The sequence below is a fragment of the Streptomyces sp. NPDC015345 genome, assembly GCF_043078805.1.
Classification (GTDB): Bacteria; Actinomycetota; Actinomycetes; order Streptomycetales; family Streptomycetaceae; genus Streptomyces.
This window is the reverse complement of sequence record NZ_JBIBTX010000010.1, coordinates 178,971-195,420: the sequence shown is the minus strand read 5'-3', so window position 1 is coordinate 195,420 and position 16,450 is coordinate 178,971. Positions and strand designations below refer to the sequence as shown.

Genomic DNA, 16,450 nt, shown 5'->3' with positions numbered 1-16,450 from the left:
GATGACGAGGGCTATGGAGTACGCGAATCTGTTCCGGCTGGACGGGCGCCGCATCGCGGTCGTCGGTGGCGCGGGCGGCATCGGCCGCGAGGTGGTGCGCGCCCTGACCGCCCAGGGCGCGGACGTCATCGTGGCGGACCGCGACGAGGCGGGCGCCACCGAGACGGCCCGGCTGGCCACGGCAGGGCCCGAGCCCCAGACCCGGTGTGCCGGCCCCGCAGCCGCCCCGGGCAACACCACTCCCGAAGCCACCCCCGACACCACCGCCCCCGGCACCGCCACCCCCGCGACCACCCCCGGCACCGCCACCCCCCACCCTCTCGACGTGCTGGACCCCGAAGCCGTGTGGGACGCCGTCGCCGCGTGGGGGGCACTGGACGGGCTGGTCGTCACCGTGGGGGTCAACGTCCGCAAGCGCATCGCCGATTACAGCCTCCAGGAGTTCGACCGGGTCATCGGGCTCAATCTGCGGGCCTACCTCACGCTCATCCAGGCCGTCGCCCCCGGCATGGCCGAGCGCGGGCGCGGCAGTGTCGTCGGGTTCGCCTCCATGCGGGCCTTCCAGGTCGAGCCGGGGCAGGGCGCCTACGCCGCCTCGAAGGCCGGGCTCATCCAGCTCCTGCGCACCGCCGCCGCCGAGTGGGGCCCACGGGGGGTGCGCTTCAACGCCATCGCGCCCGGCGTCGTCCGTACGCCGCTGACCGATCAGATCGCCGCCGACCCGGAGTGGTTCCAGGCGTACGCCGAGGCTTCCGCGCTCAAGCGCTGGGCGCGACCCGAGGAGATCGCCGGGGCCGTCGTCTACCTCCTGTCGGACGCGGCCACCTACGTCACCGGCAGCGTCCTGACCGTCGACGGCGGCTGGACCGCGGTCGACGGGAGGTACGACCCCACGGTCTGACACACCCCCCTCCACGACCGTGTGACCACTTCCGCACGCCCCCGCACCAGCCCAGTCCCTCCCCGCACGACCGCCAAGGAGCACCATGCCGTCCCGCCCGGAGCCCCCCGAAGCGCCCCCACCGGTCCCACAGGACCCAGTAAACGCACCGGACCCGCTGGACGGCCTGCCGACCCTGCGAGGCGTCGCCCGGCCCTCCCTGTGGCTGCTGCTCGTGCCCGTCGTGCTCTACGGCGTCGCGCCGCTCGTCGCCAACCGCATCGAGCCACGCGTCCTCGGCGTCCCCTTCCTCCTCGCCTGGGTCATCGCCGCGACGATCGTCAGCCCTCTCGTCATCTGGCTCGTGGCCCGCCTGGACCCGGCGTACCGGCTGAACGCCGTCGAGCCGATCCCCGCGGACGACGATGACCCCGACCGGCCCACGGGAGGCGGCCGATGAACGGATCCGCAGCGATCGCGACCACCGTCTTCGCACTCGCCATGGTCGCCACCATCGCCATCGGTGTGCTCAGCGCGCGCGGCCGGTCCAAGGGGCTCGCCGAGTGGTCCGTGTCCAGCCGCGGCCTCGGCGTGCTGTTCATCTGGCTGCTGATGGCGGGCGAGACGTACACCAGCTTCTCGTTCCTCGGCACGGCCGGCTGGTCGTACTCCTTCGGCGCGCCGATCCTCTACCTCGTCGCGTATCTGACCGTCGGCTTCGCCGTCGCCTACGTCGTGGGCCCCGCCCTGTGGACGTACGCCTCCCGGCACGGCCTCATCTCGATCGCCGACATCGCGGAATTCCGCTTCAGGTCACGGCCGGTGGGAATCCTCGTGGCGGTCGTCGCGACCGTCTTCATCGTTCCTTACATCCAGGTGCAGATCCAGGGCATGGGCGTCGTCGTGAACGCCATGACGTACGGCGGCGTCGACCTGAAGGTGGCCGCCGTCATCTCCTTCGTCGTCGCGGAGGTGTTCATCCTCGTGTCCGGGCTGCGGGGTTCGGCCTGGGTGAGTGCCTTCAAGGATGTCCTGGTGATCCTCGCCGTCGTCTTCCTCGCCGTGTACATCCCCATGCACTACCTCGGCGGCCTCGGCGACTTCATGCAGCGCATGGTGACCGAGAAACCCGAGTGGCTGACCTTCCCCGGGCACGCGTCCGGCGGGCGCGACTCGGTGTGGTTCCTCAGCACGGTCGTCCTCAACGCCGTAACCATCACCATCTTCCCCACGACCGTCGCCGGCTACCTCAGCGCCAAGAACCCCAACGCCCTGCGCCGCAACGCCCTGCTGCTGCCCTGGTATCAGCTGCTGCTGTTCGTACCGATGGTCGTCGGCGCCACCGCGCTCTTCGTGATGCCGCCCCTCGGCAACCCGGACCTGGCGCTGTTCAGCCTCGTCACGGACTCGCTGCCCGCACCCGTCGTCGCCGTCATCGGCGTCGCGGGCGCCCTGTCGGCCATCGTGCCGATGAGCGTCTTCATGCTGTCCATCGGCACGCTCTGGGGACGCACGATCCTCGGCGGCGGGAACGGCGCCGACCCACGCGGCGCTCGCCGTGCCTCCGGCGCCCCCGCCGAGGCGCGCGACATCCGGACCAAACGGCTCTCCCAGGCGGTGTGCGTCCTCGCCGGGCTCGTGGCGCTCGCGGGCAGCCTCTTCCACCCCAACACCCTGGTGGAGCTGTCCGTCCTGTCGTACGAAGGGCTGGCGCAACTGGTGCCCGTCGTGCTCCTCGCCCTGTTCTGGCGCCGGTTGACGGCACGCGCCGCCGTCACGGGGATGCTCGTCGGCCTCGCGGTGGTGCTCGGGCTGTGGAGCACGGACAACGACCCGTACCACGGGATCAACGGCGGCATCATCGCACTCACCGCCAATCTCGCAGTGACGACGGCGGTCACCTGGCTCGCCCCCGGCCCGGCCCCCGCGCGCACCGAAAGCGTGACCACCGCGAGCGACATGTAGGGCGCCGACCCGAACCTTCGGGAAGATCACGGCACAGGCTGGTCCCCCCTGAGGTGGGCGACCGACTTCTCCCATCCCGAGACGGCCGATGTCCTCATCGCCGCGGGGGCGACCCGGTCCAGCGGCCCGCAGCAGGGCTGAGAGAGCGGACTTGGCGGGCGGTCAGAGCCCCGCTGACGCGACCCGCTTGCCGATTTCCTCTCGGGACAGGTACGCGTCCGTCATCTCGAAGTCCTTGAGGGTGGCGGGACGCTGGGCCTGGAAGCCGGTGCGGACGTAGTCGTTGCCCGCGACGGCGTTCAGGCCCCAGTTGGCGGCCGTGCGGAAGCGGGCGGTCAGGGTGCGCAGTGCGCCAAGGTGGTAGCCGCGCGCCACCGTCTGTGCGGGCAGGCCCGTCAGCTGCACGCCCAGCGGCTTCGACACGGCCTGGATGCCGCCGAGGTCCACGACCAGGCCCATGTCCTTGTGCCGGTAGTCGGAGAGCGGCAGGCCGCGCAGGGCCGAGAGGACGTTCTTCGCCGCCGCCCAGCCCTGGCGCATGGCGTGCTGCGCGGTCGGCGGGCAGATGGCGTCGCCGCCCTTGACGACGTCCGGCACGGCCGCCGCATCGCCGAGCGCGAAGACACCGTCCAGACCCGGCACCGTCAGGTCCGGCCTGACCACCAGGCGGCCCTTGTTGGTCTCGGCGCCGAGCGTCGCGATGAGCGGGCTGGGGGCGACCCCCGCGGTCCAGATCAGCGTCCGGCAGGGCAGGACCCGGTCGTCGGTGAGCGTGACGGTGTCCTCGGTGGCCTTGGCCACGGACACCCCGAGGGAGACGTTCACACCCCGGCGCTGCATGATCGCCATCGCCTTCTCGCCGAGCCGTTCACCCAGCTCCGGCATCAGCTTCGGCGCGATGTCCACGAGGTGCCACTTGATCTGCGACACGTCCAGGCCCGGGTAGCGCTTGACGGCGGCGCACGTCAGGCGTTGCAGATAGGCGGCCGTCTCCACACCCGCGTACCCGCCGCCGACCACGACGAACTGGAGGCGCTGCTCGCGCTCCTCGCGGTGCGAGCTGGCCGCGGCCAGGTCCAGCTGGGAGATCACGTGGTCGCGGATCCAGGCGGCCTCGGCGAGCGTCTTGACGCCCACCGCGTACTTGTCGACGCCGGGGATGTCGAACTGCCGGGTGACACTGCCGGGCGTCAGGACGAGGTAGTCGTAGCGCTCCACGACCTCCTCGCCGTTGATCTTCCGCACGATCACGGCCTTCGCCTCCGGGTCGATCCCGATGGCGCCGCCCGGCACGATCGCCGTGCGGCGCAGCATCCGGCGCAGGGGCACCGCGACCGCCTGCGGGGTGAGCACGCCGGCGGCGACGTGCGGCAGGAGCGGCAGGTAGAGCTGGTGGTCCGTCGGACTGATCAGCCGCAGCTCCGCCTCGTGGGGCGCGAGTTTCTTCTCCAGCTTGTGAGCGCACTCCATGCCGGCGAAACCGCCGCCGACGATGAGGATCCGGGGAGCTGCCATGTGATGTCACTCCAAGACTCTGGGAGATCGTCTTCAGTGCTGTGTCACGGTCACCGTTATGGACTGCCGGGGCCGCCGCCGGGGCCGACAGGGGATCCTTCTGGATCTTCTGCGGACCGTACCCGTGGCCTTGTACCCCTGCATCCCGAATGGATTTATCGTGTGACGTGCTTCACATGCGCTTGGGTGGCTCCGAGCCCGGGGTCAGATCCCCGGCCGGTAGCGGATGGGGTGGTCCTCCGGGACCTCCACGAGGACGATCCGCAGGCCGTCCGGGTCCGCGATCCACATCTCGATCAGACCCCACGGCTCCTTGACCGGTGGCCGGACCACCTCGACGCCGCGCTCGGTGAGCTCGTCGCACGCCGCGTGGACGTCCGGCACCTGGAGCCACAGATGGAGCTCGGGCGAGGGCGGGGTGTCGGAGCGGCCGGAGAGTTCGAGGAAGCCGCCGCCGAGGAAGTAGACGGTGCCGCGCTCGGGGCCGGTGCCGAACTCGCGGTAGACGGCGAGGCCCAGCGCCTCGCCGTAGAACGCGCGGGAACGCTCCGGATCGGTGGGGTGGAGGAGGGTCCTGCTGCTCAGTACATGAACCATGCGGCCGCACCCTAGCGTCACCCGCGCCATGCGGCCGACCCGTGGCGCCGCGTTAGGCTCGGCGGAGCCGCAAGCCGCGCCCAGATCCGCCCCAGATCGGAGAAACCTCTCGATGGACACCGCCCCGCGCCCCCTCACCGGTGACGTCACCTTCCGCGACGCGGGCCCCGCCGACGTCGACGCGCTCGTCGCGCTCATCGAGTCGGCCTACCGCGGGGACGCGAGCCGCGCCGGATGGACCACCGAGGCCGACATCCTGGAAGGGCGGCGCACCGACCCGCGGGGGGTCGTCGAGGTCATCGAGTCACCGGCGAGCCGGCTGCTGGCCGTGGAGCGGGACGGCGCGCTCGTCGCCTGCTGCCAGCTCGAACACCGCGGGGAGCACGCCTACTTCGGGATGTTCGCGGTGAGCCCCGCCGAGCAGGGAGCAGGCCTCGGCAAGGTGATCATCGCCGAGGCGGAGCGCGTCGCCCGTGAGGAGTGGGGCGCCCGCGAGATGCACATGACCGTGATCTCCGTACGCGAGGACCTCATCGCCTGGTACGAGCGGCGCGGCTACCGCCGTACGGGAAAGATGACGCCCTTCCCGTACGGCGACGAGCGCTTCGGCATCCCGCAGCGCGCGGACCTGGAGTTCGAACTCCTCGTCAAGGAGCTGCGGCCGTGAACGTCACGGCGGCCGGCCGTCAGGCCGTGAAGCGGCCCGTCCGCTTGATCTCCGGGTAGTCCGTCGTCGCCCCGTCCAGCTGGAGCGCGCGCACCAGCCGCAGATCGTCCTGTGTGTTCACGACCCAGCCGATGATCCGCAGGCCGGCCTTCCTGGCGTGCTCGACGATCTCCAGCGTGAGGCGCCGGATGTTGAGGACGAGCGTGGTGGCGCCGACCGCCGTCGCGCGCTCCACGACGTCGGTGCCGTAGCGGCTGGCGACGAGCGCGGTGCGCACGCCCGGCACCAGGCGGGCGATCTCCGCGACCGCCTCGTCGTGGAAGGAGATCACCTCCACCCGCGAGACCAGATCCCGGCGGTGCATCACCTCGGCGAGGGCGCGCGCGGCCGCCACGTCCTTGATCTCGGCCTGGAGCGGTGCGCGCACGGCGTCCAGGACCTCTTCGAAGACGGGGACGCGCTCGCCGCGGCCCGCGTCCAGCTCCCGTAGCTCGGCGAGGGTCTTCTCGGCGATGGGCCCCTTGCCGTCGGTCGTACGGGCCACGTCGGCGTCGTGCATGACGACGAGGGCGCCGTCCTTGCTCAGATGCAGATCTAGCTCGATGAGATCGAGGCCGGCGGCTTGCGCGGCGATGAAGGAACGGAGGGTGTTCTCGGGCTCGACGCCCATGACCCCGCGATGACCGATGGTGAGGAAGTTCAAGGCCTACTCGCTTCCGTCGACGGCGGCTCGGCGGCCGCGCGGCGAGGACGGAGAACCACGCGGCAATGTCGCAGCCTAACGGCCCGCCTCGACGGAGGAACCGGCCGGACGGGGGTGAACGGAACCTTCCGCTCTGGTTCCCACGATGCCGAGGACGAGCCCGGTGACGAGGGCGGCGACAAGGACGGCACGGGTACTCATGGGCGCGCTGCTCCCTGCGGAGGGGACGGCTGACCCCGCCCGTCCTACCGGCGAAGGGGCCGCCGCCGCGAGCCGCGTCACCCTCAGGTGGGCGAGTCCGCCAAGGGTTGACCGGGCGGACTTGAGGTGGGTGAGTCCGCCACGCGTTGACCTGGCGGCTGCGGCCCCGTCCGCCCCAGCCGCTCCAGGTCGTCGAGCATCGCCTCGGCCAGCTCCACCTCCGACTCCAGGCGCCGCTCGCTCCAGCGCAGCGCGACCTCTGGATGCGACCAGGCCTCACGCGCCTCGCCCGCCCGCGCGAGCGCGTCCCGGACCTCCTTCAGCTCGCCCCGTGTGCGCGCGATGTGCTCAGCCACCAACTCGCGCAGATGTCCGGGCGCCGTCAGGTGGCCGAGCCAGACCCGCAGCAGCAGGGGATGCTTCAGGACGGGCGGGCCGGCGTCCTGCCCGCTCCCCGCCCAGGACGCCAGCGCGGCGCGGCCCTCCTCGGTGATCGCGTACGACCGCTTCGCGCGCGGCTCCTCGGGCCCCGAGCGCCGCGACGTGGCGTAACCGAGCGCTTCGAGGCGGCGCAGCTCGGCGTAGATCTGGCTGATGGCGGGCGACCAGTAGAAGAAGCGCAGGGAGGCGTCGGCCCACTTCTTCAGTTCGTAGCCGGTGCGCTCCCCGGGGAAGGAGAGCAGGCCGAGCACGGCCCACGCGGTCGGCGGCAGCCCGCCGCCGGAGGGTTCTTCGTCCCGCTGCTGGGTCGTTCCGCGGCCTGCCATAGGCCGCATTGAAGTGAACGGCGCGCTACGGACGCAAGGGGTGTGCGCGGGCGCACCGTCACGCGGGGCGGCGCCTCGCCGCCGCCAGTGACGCCGTCCGGGCGAGCTGGGTGATCTCGTCCTCGGGCGCGGCCGGGCTGTAGACCGTCAGCGCGCCCTGGAGCTTGTCGAGGAGCAGGGTGTCCGGCGCGGACGCGTGTTCGCCGTCGTACGCCAGGCCGGCCGCGTCGTCCAGCCCGCCGACCCGCAGCCGCTCCACACGCTCGGCCCGGTACACCCGCGAGCGCCGCAGCGCGCCGGCCAGCGCCGAGACGGCGAGCCGGGTACGGGCCAGCGGCGCCTCCGCGTCGACCGTACGGACGTCGAGCAGCCCCTCGTCCAGCAGGGGCCGGTGTGTGGGAGCGAGGCCGTCCGGCAGGTAGCGGCCGTTGCCCGCGAAGAGCAGCCACAGGACGCGGTCGTGGCCGTCGAGGCGGACCCGCAGCGGGGTCGCTTCCCGCAGGACGGCCACCAACGACACCGCGGCGGCCGGCCACTTGCCGATCCGGCCCTCCAACTTCTCGCGCCTGCGCACCAGTTCCGGATAGAGCCCGATGCTGAAGGTGTTCACGAAGCCCGTGACGTCCGCGCCCTCGCCGTCGCGGACCCGCGCCAGGTCCACGCGCACGGCCTCGCCGCGCCGCACGGCGTGCGCGGTGTCCTCGAAGGTGGCCGTGCCCGCGTCCAGCGCGAAGTGGTTGAGTGTCCCGCCGGGGAACACCGCCAGCGGGAGCCCGGCCGCCACGGCCCTGCGGGCGGCGGCGTTGACCGTGCCGTCGCCGCCGCAGACCCCGAGCGCCCCGCCCGACTCCGCGGCCCGCGCGACCGCCTTGTCCAGCAGCTTGCCGAGATCCTCGCCCGGCCCGCCGTCCAGGATCTCGGCCTTCGGCAGCAGCAGCTCCACGTACTGCCGGGCGGGCGGCCGGCCCGGAACACCCTTGCCGGAACCGGAGTTGACCACCACGACCAGCCCCTCGCCGTCCGGCAGCGCCGGCGCCGCCACCCGGGTCCGCCCGAATCGCGCGGGCGCCGGACGCGGCGGCCACCAGTAGCAGGTGACCGCGGCGGCGGCCGCGCCGAGCGCGATGCCCGCGAGCACGTCACCGGGGTAGTGCACGCCCACGTACACCCGGGAGAAGGCCACGGCCGCGGCGACGGGCGCCACGACGGCGCCGTAGCCGGGCGCCTCCAGGGCCACCCCCGTGGCGAACGCCGCCGCCGACGCCGAGTGCCCGGACGGGAACGACGACGTCCACGGCGCCTTCGCCAGGCGCCGCACCAGCGGCACCGCGTCGTGCACGGGGCGGCCGCGCCGCACGGCGTACTTCGCGACCGCGTTGGTGGCCAGCGACGCCAGCGCCAGGGCGCCCACGCCGCGGTACGCCGCACGCCGGGCCGCGGGGCCGCCGACGGCCGCGAGCAGCCCCGCCGCGCCGAACCACAGCCGCCCGTGGTTCGCGGCCAGGCTCAGCGGCGGCAGCACCTGTTCCGCGCCGGGCAGCCGCGCCGCCGCCACCCGTGCGAACAGCCGCCGGTCGATCCCGCCGATGCGTCCCGTCATGGCCTCACTGCACCAGCACGCGGTGGCCGCGGCCCGTGCTGCTCGCCCGAACGGGTCACGCGCGCGGGCCCGGGCCGCCCGGCGGACAATGCCGGCATGACGACGAACCGCCGTGCCCTCGACGTACAGCTCAAGCGCGTGTACGACGACGCGGAGCCGGACGACGGCGCCCGCGTCCTCGTCGACCGGCTCTGGCCCAGGGGCCTGGCCAAGGACCGTGCCGAGCTCGACGCGTGGGACAAGGAAGTGGCGCCATCGGACGAACTGCGCCGCTGGTACGGCCACGACCCCGCGCGCTTCGAGGAGTTCGCCGAGCGCTACCGGCAGGAGCTCGCGGCCGCCGACAGCCGGGCGGCACTCGACCGGCTGCGCGACCACGCCCGCGCCGGCCGCCTGACCCTGCTCACGGCGGCCAAGGACCTGTTGCACAGCCATGTGACGGTCCTGGCCGAGATCCTGACGTCACGGACGGGGTAGCCCGCGCCGTGCCCCCCCCACGTCCCCACGTGCCGCAGCCCCGCCGGTTTGCCGGAGCGGCAACAAAGATCGCGTACGTCTCCGGGGGCGTCGCATGCTCGTGACCGAAGCCACGCGGCAGCAGACGCCCCAGGAGGACCCGTGTCCCTGTCCCAGCCCTCGTCATCCGCCATGGACCGCACGCACCGACTTGTCCCCGCACCCGCCGGCCGGATCCACCTGGTGGAGCAGGGCTCGGGGCCGCTCGTCCTGCTGGTGCACGGCTTCCCCGAGTCCTGGTACTCCTGGCGCCACCAGCTGCCGGCCTTGGCCGCCGCCGGGTACCGGGCGGTCGCCGTCGATGTGCGCGGATACGGTCGCTCCAGCAGGCCGGACGACGTGGCCGCGTACCGCATGCTCGAACTCGTCGAGGACAACGTGGCCGTGGTGCGGGCCCTCGGCGAGGAGACCGCGGTGATCGTCGGCCACGACTGGGGCGCGACCATCGCCGCGCACTCGGCCCTCATGCGGCCCGACGTCTTCACGGCGGCCGGCCTGCTCGCCGTCCCCTACACGCCGCCGGGCGGCCCGCGTCCCAGCGAGGTCTTCGCGGCGCTGGGCGGCGAGGACGGGGAAGAGGGCGGCGAGGAGTTCTACGTCTCCTACTTCCAACGGCCCGGTCGCGCCGAGGCCGAGATCGAGCCCGACGTCCGCGGCTGGCTCGCGGGCTTCTACGCCGCCCTCTCCGCGGACACCATGCCGGGGCCGGGCGCGCCCGACCCGCACTTCGTCAGCGGCGGTGGCACGCTGCGCGACCGCTTCCCCGTCGGCCGCCTGCCCGGCTGGCTGGACGAGGCGGCTCTCGACGTCTACGCGGGGGAGTTCGAAAGGACCGGGCTGACCGGCGCCCTCAACCGCTACCGCAACATGGACCGGGACTGGGCGGACCTCGCCCGCTTCAACGGCGCGCCCCTGACCGGGCCCACGCTGTTCATCGGCGGCGCCCTGGACGCCTCCACCACCTGGCTCGCCGACGCGATCGCGGCCTTCCCCGAGACCCTGCCCGGCCTGAACGCCTCCCACCTCCTCGACGGCTGCGGCCACTGGGTCCAGCAGGAACGCCCCGCCGAGGTCAACGACCTCCTCACCACCTGGCTCGCCGTTGTGGCCTCGCCGGCGGCAACCGGGGTATACGGGAGGGCATGAAGGATCTTTTGAGGCACGGAGCCCGGCGGCTGCGCGGCGCCGACCACCGACTGCTGTTCTGCGGGATCGCCGCCGGGATGTGGGGGTTCGGCGGGGCGCGGGGACGGCGCGCGGCGGTGCGCGGTGTCACCTCCCTGGCGCTGGCCTCAGCCACCGTCAACGCCCTCGGCCGGCACGCCGTGGGCCAGTCACGCCCGGCCCAGGAGGCGGCGCCGTTGCTCCGCCGCCTGCCCCGCAAGCCCCTCACCGGCCCCTACCCGTCCGCGCACGCCGCCTCCGCCGCCGCCTTCGCGACGGGCGCCGCGCTGGAGTCGGCGGGCTGGGGCACGGCGCTCGCCCCTGTCGCGGCCTCGCTGGCGTACTCCCGCGTCCGCGGCGGCGGGCGCGCCCCGAGGGATGTCCTGGTCGGCGCGGCCCTCGGCGTGGGCGCCGCCTACGCGGTGCGCGGGATGGTGCCCACACGTGCCCAACTGCCGCCGCCCGCACGCCCGCGCGTCGACGCGCCCGCCCTGCCGGAGGGCGAGGGCCTGGTCGTGGTGGTCAACCCCTCCTCCGGCGCGCAGCCCCAGCTCGCGGACCCCGTACGGCAGCTCAAGGCCGCCCTGCCGCGCGCCGAGGTGGTGCTGTACGAGGAGGAGGCGGGCGCCCTGCCCAAGGTCCTTGAGGAAGCGGCGCGGGACGCCGCCCGGCGCGGTGGTGTCCTCGGGGTGTGCGGGGGCGACGGCACGGTCAACGCCGCCGTGGCGCCTGCCCTGCGGTTCAAGGTGCCGCTGATGGTGCTGCCCGGCGGTACGTTCAACCACTTCGCCGCCGACCTCGGCGTCGACACGGTCGCGGACGCCTGCGCCGCCGTGGCCGAGGGCAGCGCGGTGCGCGCCGACGTCGGCCGCATCAAGCCGCTGGCCGGGATCGGCCCGGCGGGCAGGACCCACACCGAACCGTCCTACTTCCTCAACACCTTCAGCCTCGGCAGCTACCCCGACCTCGTCCGCAGCAGGGAGCACTGGTCCCCGAAGATCGGCGGTCCGCCCGCCACCCTGCTCGGCGTCCTCCAGATCCTGCGCACGGGCCGCCCGCTGCGGGCGGTGGTCAACGGCCGCCTCCGCTCCATATGGCTGCTCTTCGCGGGCAACGGCGCCTATCGCAGCGTCGGCATCGCCCCGGTGCGCCGGCACGACCTGGCCGACGGGCTGCTTGACGTCCGCATCGCCCACGGCGGGTACTTCGCGCGCAGCAGGCTGCTCGCCGCGGCGCTTGCGGGCCAGCTGACCAGGACCCGTGTCTACGCCGCGGCCCGCCCCCAGCGGCTGGTCATCTCCGCCCTGCCCGAGGGGACGCAGATGGCGTACGACGGTGAGGTGGCGGACGCCCCGGCCGCACTGCTGATCGACAAGCTCCCCGAGGCGCTCACGGTGTACCGCCCGACCGGCGGCTGACCCCGGCGCCCCTCAAGCCGGAGTCCGTCAAGGAAAGGTGACGTCCGGGTCCACGGGCGTGAGGACGTACCAGCGCAGCGCGGTGTCGTCGTAACGGCCATAGGTCCTCACCCGCACGTCGACGGGGTCGGGCGCGACCAGCGGGAAGTACATCGGGCGGGCCCGCGCGTCGCCGGGTTCCGGGACGTCGGCGGTGGCGTCCCACAGCGCGGCGATGCCCGGCTCGCGCCGGACGGCGCGCACCACCTCGTCCAGGCGGTCGTCGTCCGGCCGGCGCTGCCAGGCCAGCCGCAGCCGGGCGAGCAGCGGTCCCGCCCACCGGGTGTCCCACTCGCGCAGCTGATAGCGGGCCTCGGGCGAGAACGCCCAGGTCATGACGTTCGCACCCGGGTGGGCCAGCCAGGGGCAGTGGCGCGCGGCCACGGCGTTGACCGCGAGCACGTCCCAGGCCTGGTCGCAGATCCAGCTCACCCGGCGCTGGTGGTGCAGCAGATCGAGCATCGCCTCGTCGGGCCGCACGTCGTGCGTGGCAGCGGGAGGCCGGCGGTGGCCGGTACCCCGGTACAGGGCGTCCGTCTGCGCGGGGGACAGGCCGAGGATCCGGGCCACCCCGGCGATCATCTCCGGCGCGTACCCGCGGTCCTCACCCCTCTCCAGCGCCCGGTACCAGCGCTCGGAGACGCCGAGCAGCAGGGCCATGTCGAGCTGCGTGAGGTAGCTGCGGTGGCCGCGGAACGGGACGGGACCCGGCAGCAGGCGCGGATCGCGCGCCATCCGCCAGGCGCGCAGCATCCGGCCGAGGTCTTCGCGTCGTGCGTCCGGCAAGGGTAAAGACCTCGCAAAGATGGGTCCGACGGGTGGGCGGCACCGCGTGGCCCGCGCTCGCGCCCGCCCCGGCCGGTGACAGGTTGACAGCGTCGCATGGGATCCCGTGAACCGGAACCGTGGAGTACCGGTACGCCTGCGTGCCGTTCTTCGGACGGGACAGAGGTCCATGGTGAGCGCCGCGACCACGGGCCGCACCCCTGCGACACCGCACACCCGCCGCAGGCCCCGCACACGTACGGAGAAACTCACCGATGAGCTACTTCCTGCCGGAGTCCCACCCCGTGCTGACCGCCGCCCGCGGTCTGGCCCTCGCCCACTCGGGGATGATCGAGGTGAACAGCGCCCCCCTCTACCTGCGGGCGCGCGACCCGCACCCGGACCGCACGGTCGCGCTGGTCTCGGGCGGCGGCTCCGGGCACGAGCCGCTGCACACCGGGCTCCTGGGGCGCGGGGGGCTGGACGCCGTCTGCCCGGGCGAGATCTTCGCCTCCCCGCACAACCGGCAGATCTACGAGGCGAGCGCGGCCGCCGCGAAGAGCGGCGGTGTCCTGCTCATCATCAAGAACTACACCGGCGACGTGATCAACTTCCAGATCGCGGCGGAACGGCTGCGGCACGACGGCATCCCGGTCGCCACGGTCCTGGTCGACGACGACCTGGCCACCGACAGTGCGGACAGCGCCACCGGCCGCCGGGGCACGGCCGCCACCGTGGTCGTCGAGAAGCTGCTGGGCGCCGCCGCCGACCGGGGAGCCACGCTGGAGGAACTCGCCGAGCTGGGGCGGCGGGTCGTCGCCGCGTCCCGCAGCATCGCGGTCGCCGCCCGCGCCCAGACCTCACCCACCACCGTCGGCCCGGCCTTCACCCTGGAGGCGGGGACCCTGGACTACGGCGTCGGCATCCACGGCGAGCGCGGCACCCGCACCATCGCCCGCCCCGCCGTCGGCGACCTCGTCCGGCGGATGACCGACGACCTGCTCGACGCCCTGCCCGAGGGGCCCGGCGACGTGCTCGCCCTCGTCAACGGCCTCGGCGCCACCACGGAGCTGGAGCTGCACGCCATCGGCGTCCTGCTCAGGGATGAGCTCACCGCGCGCGGTCTGCGGCCGGTGTTCACCGTCCCCGGCACCTTCACCGCGGCCCTCGACATGGCCGGGTTCTCCCTCACCGTGACCCGGCTCGAAGAAGGGTGGGCCGAGCTGTGGACCGCCCCGACCCGGACCCCGCTCGTCCTGCCGCGCCCCACGCTCACGCCGGAGCGGTCGGCCGAGCCGGAGGCGGCCGTCTCCCCGGCGGACACCGCACCCGCGGCCACCCCGCACGCGAACGGCGACCGCGCCCTCCTCGACCGCTACGCGCTGACGGTCTCCCAGGTGCGCGACAACCTGACCAAGCTGGACCAGCTCGTCGGCGACGGCGACTTCGGCGACAACCTCGCGGGCGGTGTGCGGCGCGCGGTGAAGCTGGCCGACGAGCGAGGCGTGGACGGCACGACGGCCCTCGCCCACGCCTTCCTCGACGACGTCGGCGGCACCAGCGGCCCGCTGTTCGGCCTCCTCTTCCAGCACCTGGCGTCCGCGGCACCGAAGGGCGGCGGGGCGCCGACGGCCGCCGCCCTGGCCGAGGCCGCCGAGGCGGGCTTCGCCGCCATCCACCGCGTGGGCGGCGCGAACCCCGGGGACTGCACGCTGGTCGACGCCCTCGCGCCCGCCGCCCGGTCGCTCGCCGACTCCGCCCGCGAGGATGCCCCCGAGGCGCCCCTGACCGAAGCGGCCCAGGCGGCCATCCGCGGGGCCCTGGCGACCGCGGAGCTGCGGCCCCGGCGCGGCCGCGCCAGCTACGTGGGCGACCACGCCCTCGGCGTCCCGGACCCCGGCGCCCTCGCGGTGGCTCTCCTCTTCATGGCCCTGGCGGACGTCCACGAGCCCGCCACGGCGCCGCGGCTGCCCGCTCCCGGCTACATCACCGTGCCCTGAACCGTGCCCTGACGAGAACCACGTTTCAGCTGAGAACACGTGCGCCCGGGTCCATCATCTGACTAAGGTCAGAGAATGGACCAGGCGCAGATCACCCAAGTGCGGCGCTTCAACCGCACCGTCACCGAACGCGTGGGCGTGCTCCACGACCGCTACCTGGGCGGTGAGCGGCCCATCGGCGAGGCCCGGCTGCTGTGGGAGATCGGAGAGCGGGAGCAGGACGTGCGCGGGCTGCGCGAGCGTCTCGGTCTCGACTCCGGCTACCTCAGCCGCCTGCTGCGCTCCCTGGAGGCCGACGGCCTGGTCACCGTGGCGCCGCTCTCCGCGGACCGCCGGGTGCGCACCGTCCGGCTCACCGCGGCGGGCCGCGCCGAGCGCGCCCTGCTCGACGCCCGCAGCGACGAACTCGCCGGCTCCCTGCTGCGGCCGCTCAACGCCGCCCAGCGGGAGCGGCTGGTCACCGCCATGGCCGAGGTCGACCGGCTGCTGACCGCCTCGACCGTCACACTGGACGCCGTCGACCCCGGCCACCCCGACGCCCGGCACTGCCTGCACTCCTACTTCACCGAACTCCAGCAGCTCTTCGACACCGGCTTCGACCCCGCCCGCAGCCTGCTGCCCGACGCGGGTGAACTGCGGCCTCCGCACGGCCTGTTCCTCGTCGCACGCACGCAGGGCGAGCCCGTCGGCTGCGCCGGGCTGAAGCTGCCGCCCGGCGCGCCCGCCGAGATCAAACGCATGTGGGTGGCGCCGCACGCCCGTGGCCTCGGCCTCGCCCGCCGCTTCCTGACCGAGCTGGAGGAGCGGGCGGCCCGGCACGGCCGCGACACGCTGCGCCTGGACACCAACAAGGTGCTCGCCCCGGCGCTCGGCCTGTACCGCTCGCACGGCTTCCGCGAGGTCCCCGCGTTCAACGACGAGCCGTACGCCCACCACTGGTTCGAGAAGCGGATCGACGCCCGCCCCTCACCGTGAGGAACGCGCGAGGCGGAACCCCACGTCGTCCACGCGGTAGCTCGGGTGGCTGCGGCGCCGCGCCGAGGCCCGGCAGCTCCAGTGCTCGTCGAACCAGCCGCCGCCGCGCAGCACGCGGTAGCCGCCGTAGACCTCGGCGTCGTACACGTCCCAGCACCAGTCCCAGACGTTGCCGAGCATGTCGTACAGGCCCCAGGGGTTGGCCTGTCTGCCGCCCACGTCGTGGACGCGCTCCCCGGAATTCGCGCGGTACCAGGCGATGTCGTCGAGCGGGCCGTAGTGCGGCCCGCTCGTGCCCGCGCGGCAGGCGTGCTCCCACTCCGCCTCCGTCGGCAGCCGGTAGCCGTCGGCCGAGGCGTCCCACGCCACGCTCTCGCCGTCGGCGCCGACGCGGTAGGCGGGCGTGAGACCCGCGCGCTCGGACAGGGCGTTGCAGAACCGGACCGCGTCCCACCAGGAGACGCCCTCGACGGGCAGCCGGTCCCCGCGCGCGGTGCTCGGCCGCAGACCGGTGATGCGCTCGTACAGCTCCTGGGTGACCGGATGCGCCGCGAGCCGGTATGGCGCGAGGCCGACCGTCCACGTGCGCCGCGTGCGACGGTCCGAGAGCGTCACCTCGCCCGGCGGGACGGCGATCATCTCGTGCTCTTCGTGCGCGTTCACGGGGCGGGCCTCTGC

17 protein-coding genes and 1 pseudogene are annotated in these 16,450 nt (G+C 73.8%); 10 read left to right on the top strand and 8 right to left on the bottom strand.

Translation table 11 applies throughout. The features are described from left to right. Window position 1 precedes the first annotated feature (1 nt). The 4 genes and pseudogenes from ACF062_RS33825 to ACF062_RS33810 all read left to right on the top strand — a co-directional run. Complete coding sequence (locus ACF062_RS33825) at window positions 2–901, top strand: SDR family NAD(P)-dependent oxidoreductase (protein ID WP_392143404.1); 900 nt, start codon at window positions 2–4, stop codon at window positions 899–901. Window positions 902–986: 85 nt separating this feature from the next. Further along, the gene (locus ACF062_RS33820; RefSeq protein WP_392143403.1) at window positions 987–1,340 is read left to right on the top strand and encodes a DUF3311 domain-containing protein; all 354 of its coding nucleotides are present in this window, start codon (window positions 987–989) and stop codon (window positions 1,338–1,340) included. After that, window positions 1,337–2,845, top strand: coding sequence for a sodium:solute symporter (locus ACF062_RS33815; protein ID WP_392143402.1), 1,509 nt, complete (start codon window positions 1,337–1,339; stop codon window positions 2,843–2,845). Before ACF062_RS33820 ends, ACF062_RS33815 begins: the two co-directional genes overlap by 4 nt. Then, window positions 2,846–2,986: pseudogene (locus ACF062_RS33810) on the top strand (ankyrin repeat domain-containing protein); the annotation flags it as partial. A 21-nt stretch (window positions 2,987–3,007) separates the two neighbouring features. Here ACF062_RS33810 and ACF062_RS33805 read toward each other — a convergent pair. After that, window positions 3,008–4,360, bottom strand: coding sequence for an NAD(P)/FAD-dependent oxidoreductase (locus tag ACF062_RS33805; protein ID WP_392143401.1), 1,353 nt, complete (start codon window positions 4,358–4,360; stop codon window positions 3,008–3,010). A 204-nt stretch (window positions 4,361–4,564) separates the two neighbouring features. Then, window positions 4,565–4,957, bottom strand: coding sequence for a VOC family protein (locus ACF062_RS33800; RefSeq protein ID WP_392143400.1), 393 nt, complete (start codon window positions 4,955–4,957; stop codon window positions 4,565–4,567). A 112-nt stretch (window positions 4,958–5,069) separates the two neighbouring features. On the opposite strand from ACF062_RS33800, the gene ACF062_RS33795 reads away from it, so the two are divergent. Continuing rightward, a complete protein-coding gene (locus tag ACF062_RS33795; protein WP_392143399.1) occupies window positions 5,070–5,624 on the top strand; it encodes a GNAT family N-acetyltransferase in 555 nt (184 codons plus the stop codon). A gap of 19 nt (window positions 5,625–5,643) precedes the next feature. Here ACF062_RS33795 and ACF062_RS33790 read toward each other — a convergent pair whose 3' ends face one another. The 4 genes from ACF062_RS33790 to ACF062_RS33775 form a co-directional block, all read right to left on the bottom strand. Next, complete coding sequence (locus tag ACF062_RS33790; RefSeq protein WP_392143398.1) at window positions 5,644–6,327, bottom strand: glycerophosphodiester phosphodiesterase; 684 nt, start codon at window positions 6,325–6,327, stop codon at window positions 5,644–5,646. A 75-nt stretch (window positions 6,328–6,402) separates the two neighbouring features. Further along, complete coding sequence (locus ACF062_RS33785) at window positions 6,403–6,528, bottom strand: hypothetical protein (RefSeq protein WP_263303334.1); 126 nt, start codon at window positions 6,526–6,528, stop codon at window positions 6,403–6,405. An 83-nt stretch (window positions 6,529–6,611) separates the two neighbouring features. After that, entirely contained in the window at window positions 6,612–7,295 is a 684-nt protein-coding gene (locus ACF062_RS33780) for a PadR family transcriptional regulator (protein WP_392143397.1), read from the bottom strand. Window positions 7,296–7,353: 58 nt separating this feature from the next. Continuing rightward, entirely contained in the window at window positions 7,354–8,895 is a 1,542-nt protein-coding gene (locus ACF062_RS33775; RefSeq protein ID WP_392143396.1) for a bifunctional phosphatase PAP2/diacylglycerol kinase family protein, read from the bottom strand. A 96-nt stretch (window positions 8,896–8,991) separates the two neighbouring features. On the opposite strand from ACF062_RS33775, the gene ACF062_RS33770 reads away from it, so the two are divergent. The 3 genes from ACF062_RS33770 to ACF062_RS33760 all read left to right on the top strand — a co-directional run bounded on the left by ACF062_RS33770 (window position 8,992) and on the right by ACF062_RS33760 (window position 11,993). Then, on the top strand, window positions 8,992–9,372 hold the full coding sequence (locus ACF062_RS33770) for a DUF488 domain-containing protein (RefSeq protein WP_392143395.1): 381 nt from the start codon (window positions 8,992–8,994) through the stop codon (window positions 9,370–9,372). A 171-nt stretch (window positions 9,373–9,543) separates the two neighbouring features. Then, window positions 9,544–10,557: an alpha/beta fold hydrolase gene (locus ACF062_RS33765; RefSeq protein ID WP_392143519.1), complete on the top strand. Its 1,014-nt coding sequence runs from the start codon at window positions 9,544–9,546 to the stop codon at window positions 10,555–10,557. Then, window positions 10,554–11,993 (top strand): diacylglycerol/lipid kinase family protein, encoded by a 1,440-nt coding sequence (locus ACF062_RS33760; protein ID WP_392143394.1) that lies wholly within the window; start codon window positions 10,554–10,556, stop codon window positions 11,991–11,993. The genes ACF062_RS33765 and ACF062_RS33760 overlap by 4 nt, the downstream gene beginning before the upstream one ends. Before the next feature lie 27 nt (window positions 11,994–12,020). Here ACF062_RS33760 and ACF062_RS33755 read toward each other — a convergent pair whose 3' ends face one another. Further along, window positions 12,021–12,818, bottom strand: coding sequence for a helix-turn-helix domain-containing protein (locus ACF062_RS33755; protein WP_392143393.1), 798 nt, complete (start codon window positions 12,816–12,818; stop codon window positions 12,021–12,023). Between the two features lie 254 nt (window positions 12,819–13,072). On the opposite strand from ACF062_RS33755, the gene ACF062_RS33750 reads away from it, so the two are divergent. Both ACF062_RS33750 and ACF062_RS33745 read left to right on the top strand, forming a co-directional pair. Next, a complete protein-coding gene (locus tag ACF062_RS33750; RefSeq protein WP_392143392.1) occupies window positions 13,073–14,797 on the top strand; it encodes a dihydroxyacetone kinase family protein in 1,725 nt (574 codons plus the stop codon). Window positions 14,798–14,872: 75 nt separating this feature from the next. Continuing rightward, window positions 14,873–15,772 carry a GNAT family N-acetyltransferase gene (locus ACF062_RS33745; RefSeq protein ID WP_392143391.1) on the top strand — a complete coding sequence of 300 codons (900 nt, stop codon included), beginning with the start codon at window positions 14,873–14,875 and terminating at the stop codon, window positions 15,770–15,772. On the opposite strand, the gene ACF062_RS33740 is transcribed toward ACF062_RS33745, so the two are convergent. Beyond that, a complete protein-coding gene (locus tag ACF062_RS33740; protein ID WP_392143518.1) occupies window positions 15,764–16,411 on the bottom strand; it encodes a formylglycine-generating enzyme family protein in 648 nt (215 codons plus the stop codon). The genes ACF062_RS33745 and ACF062_RS33740 overlap by 9 nt on opposite strands. Between the last annotated feature and the right edge of the window lie 39 nt (window positions 16,412–16,450).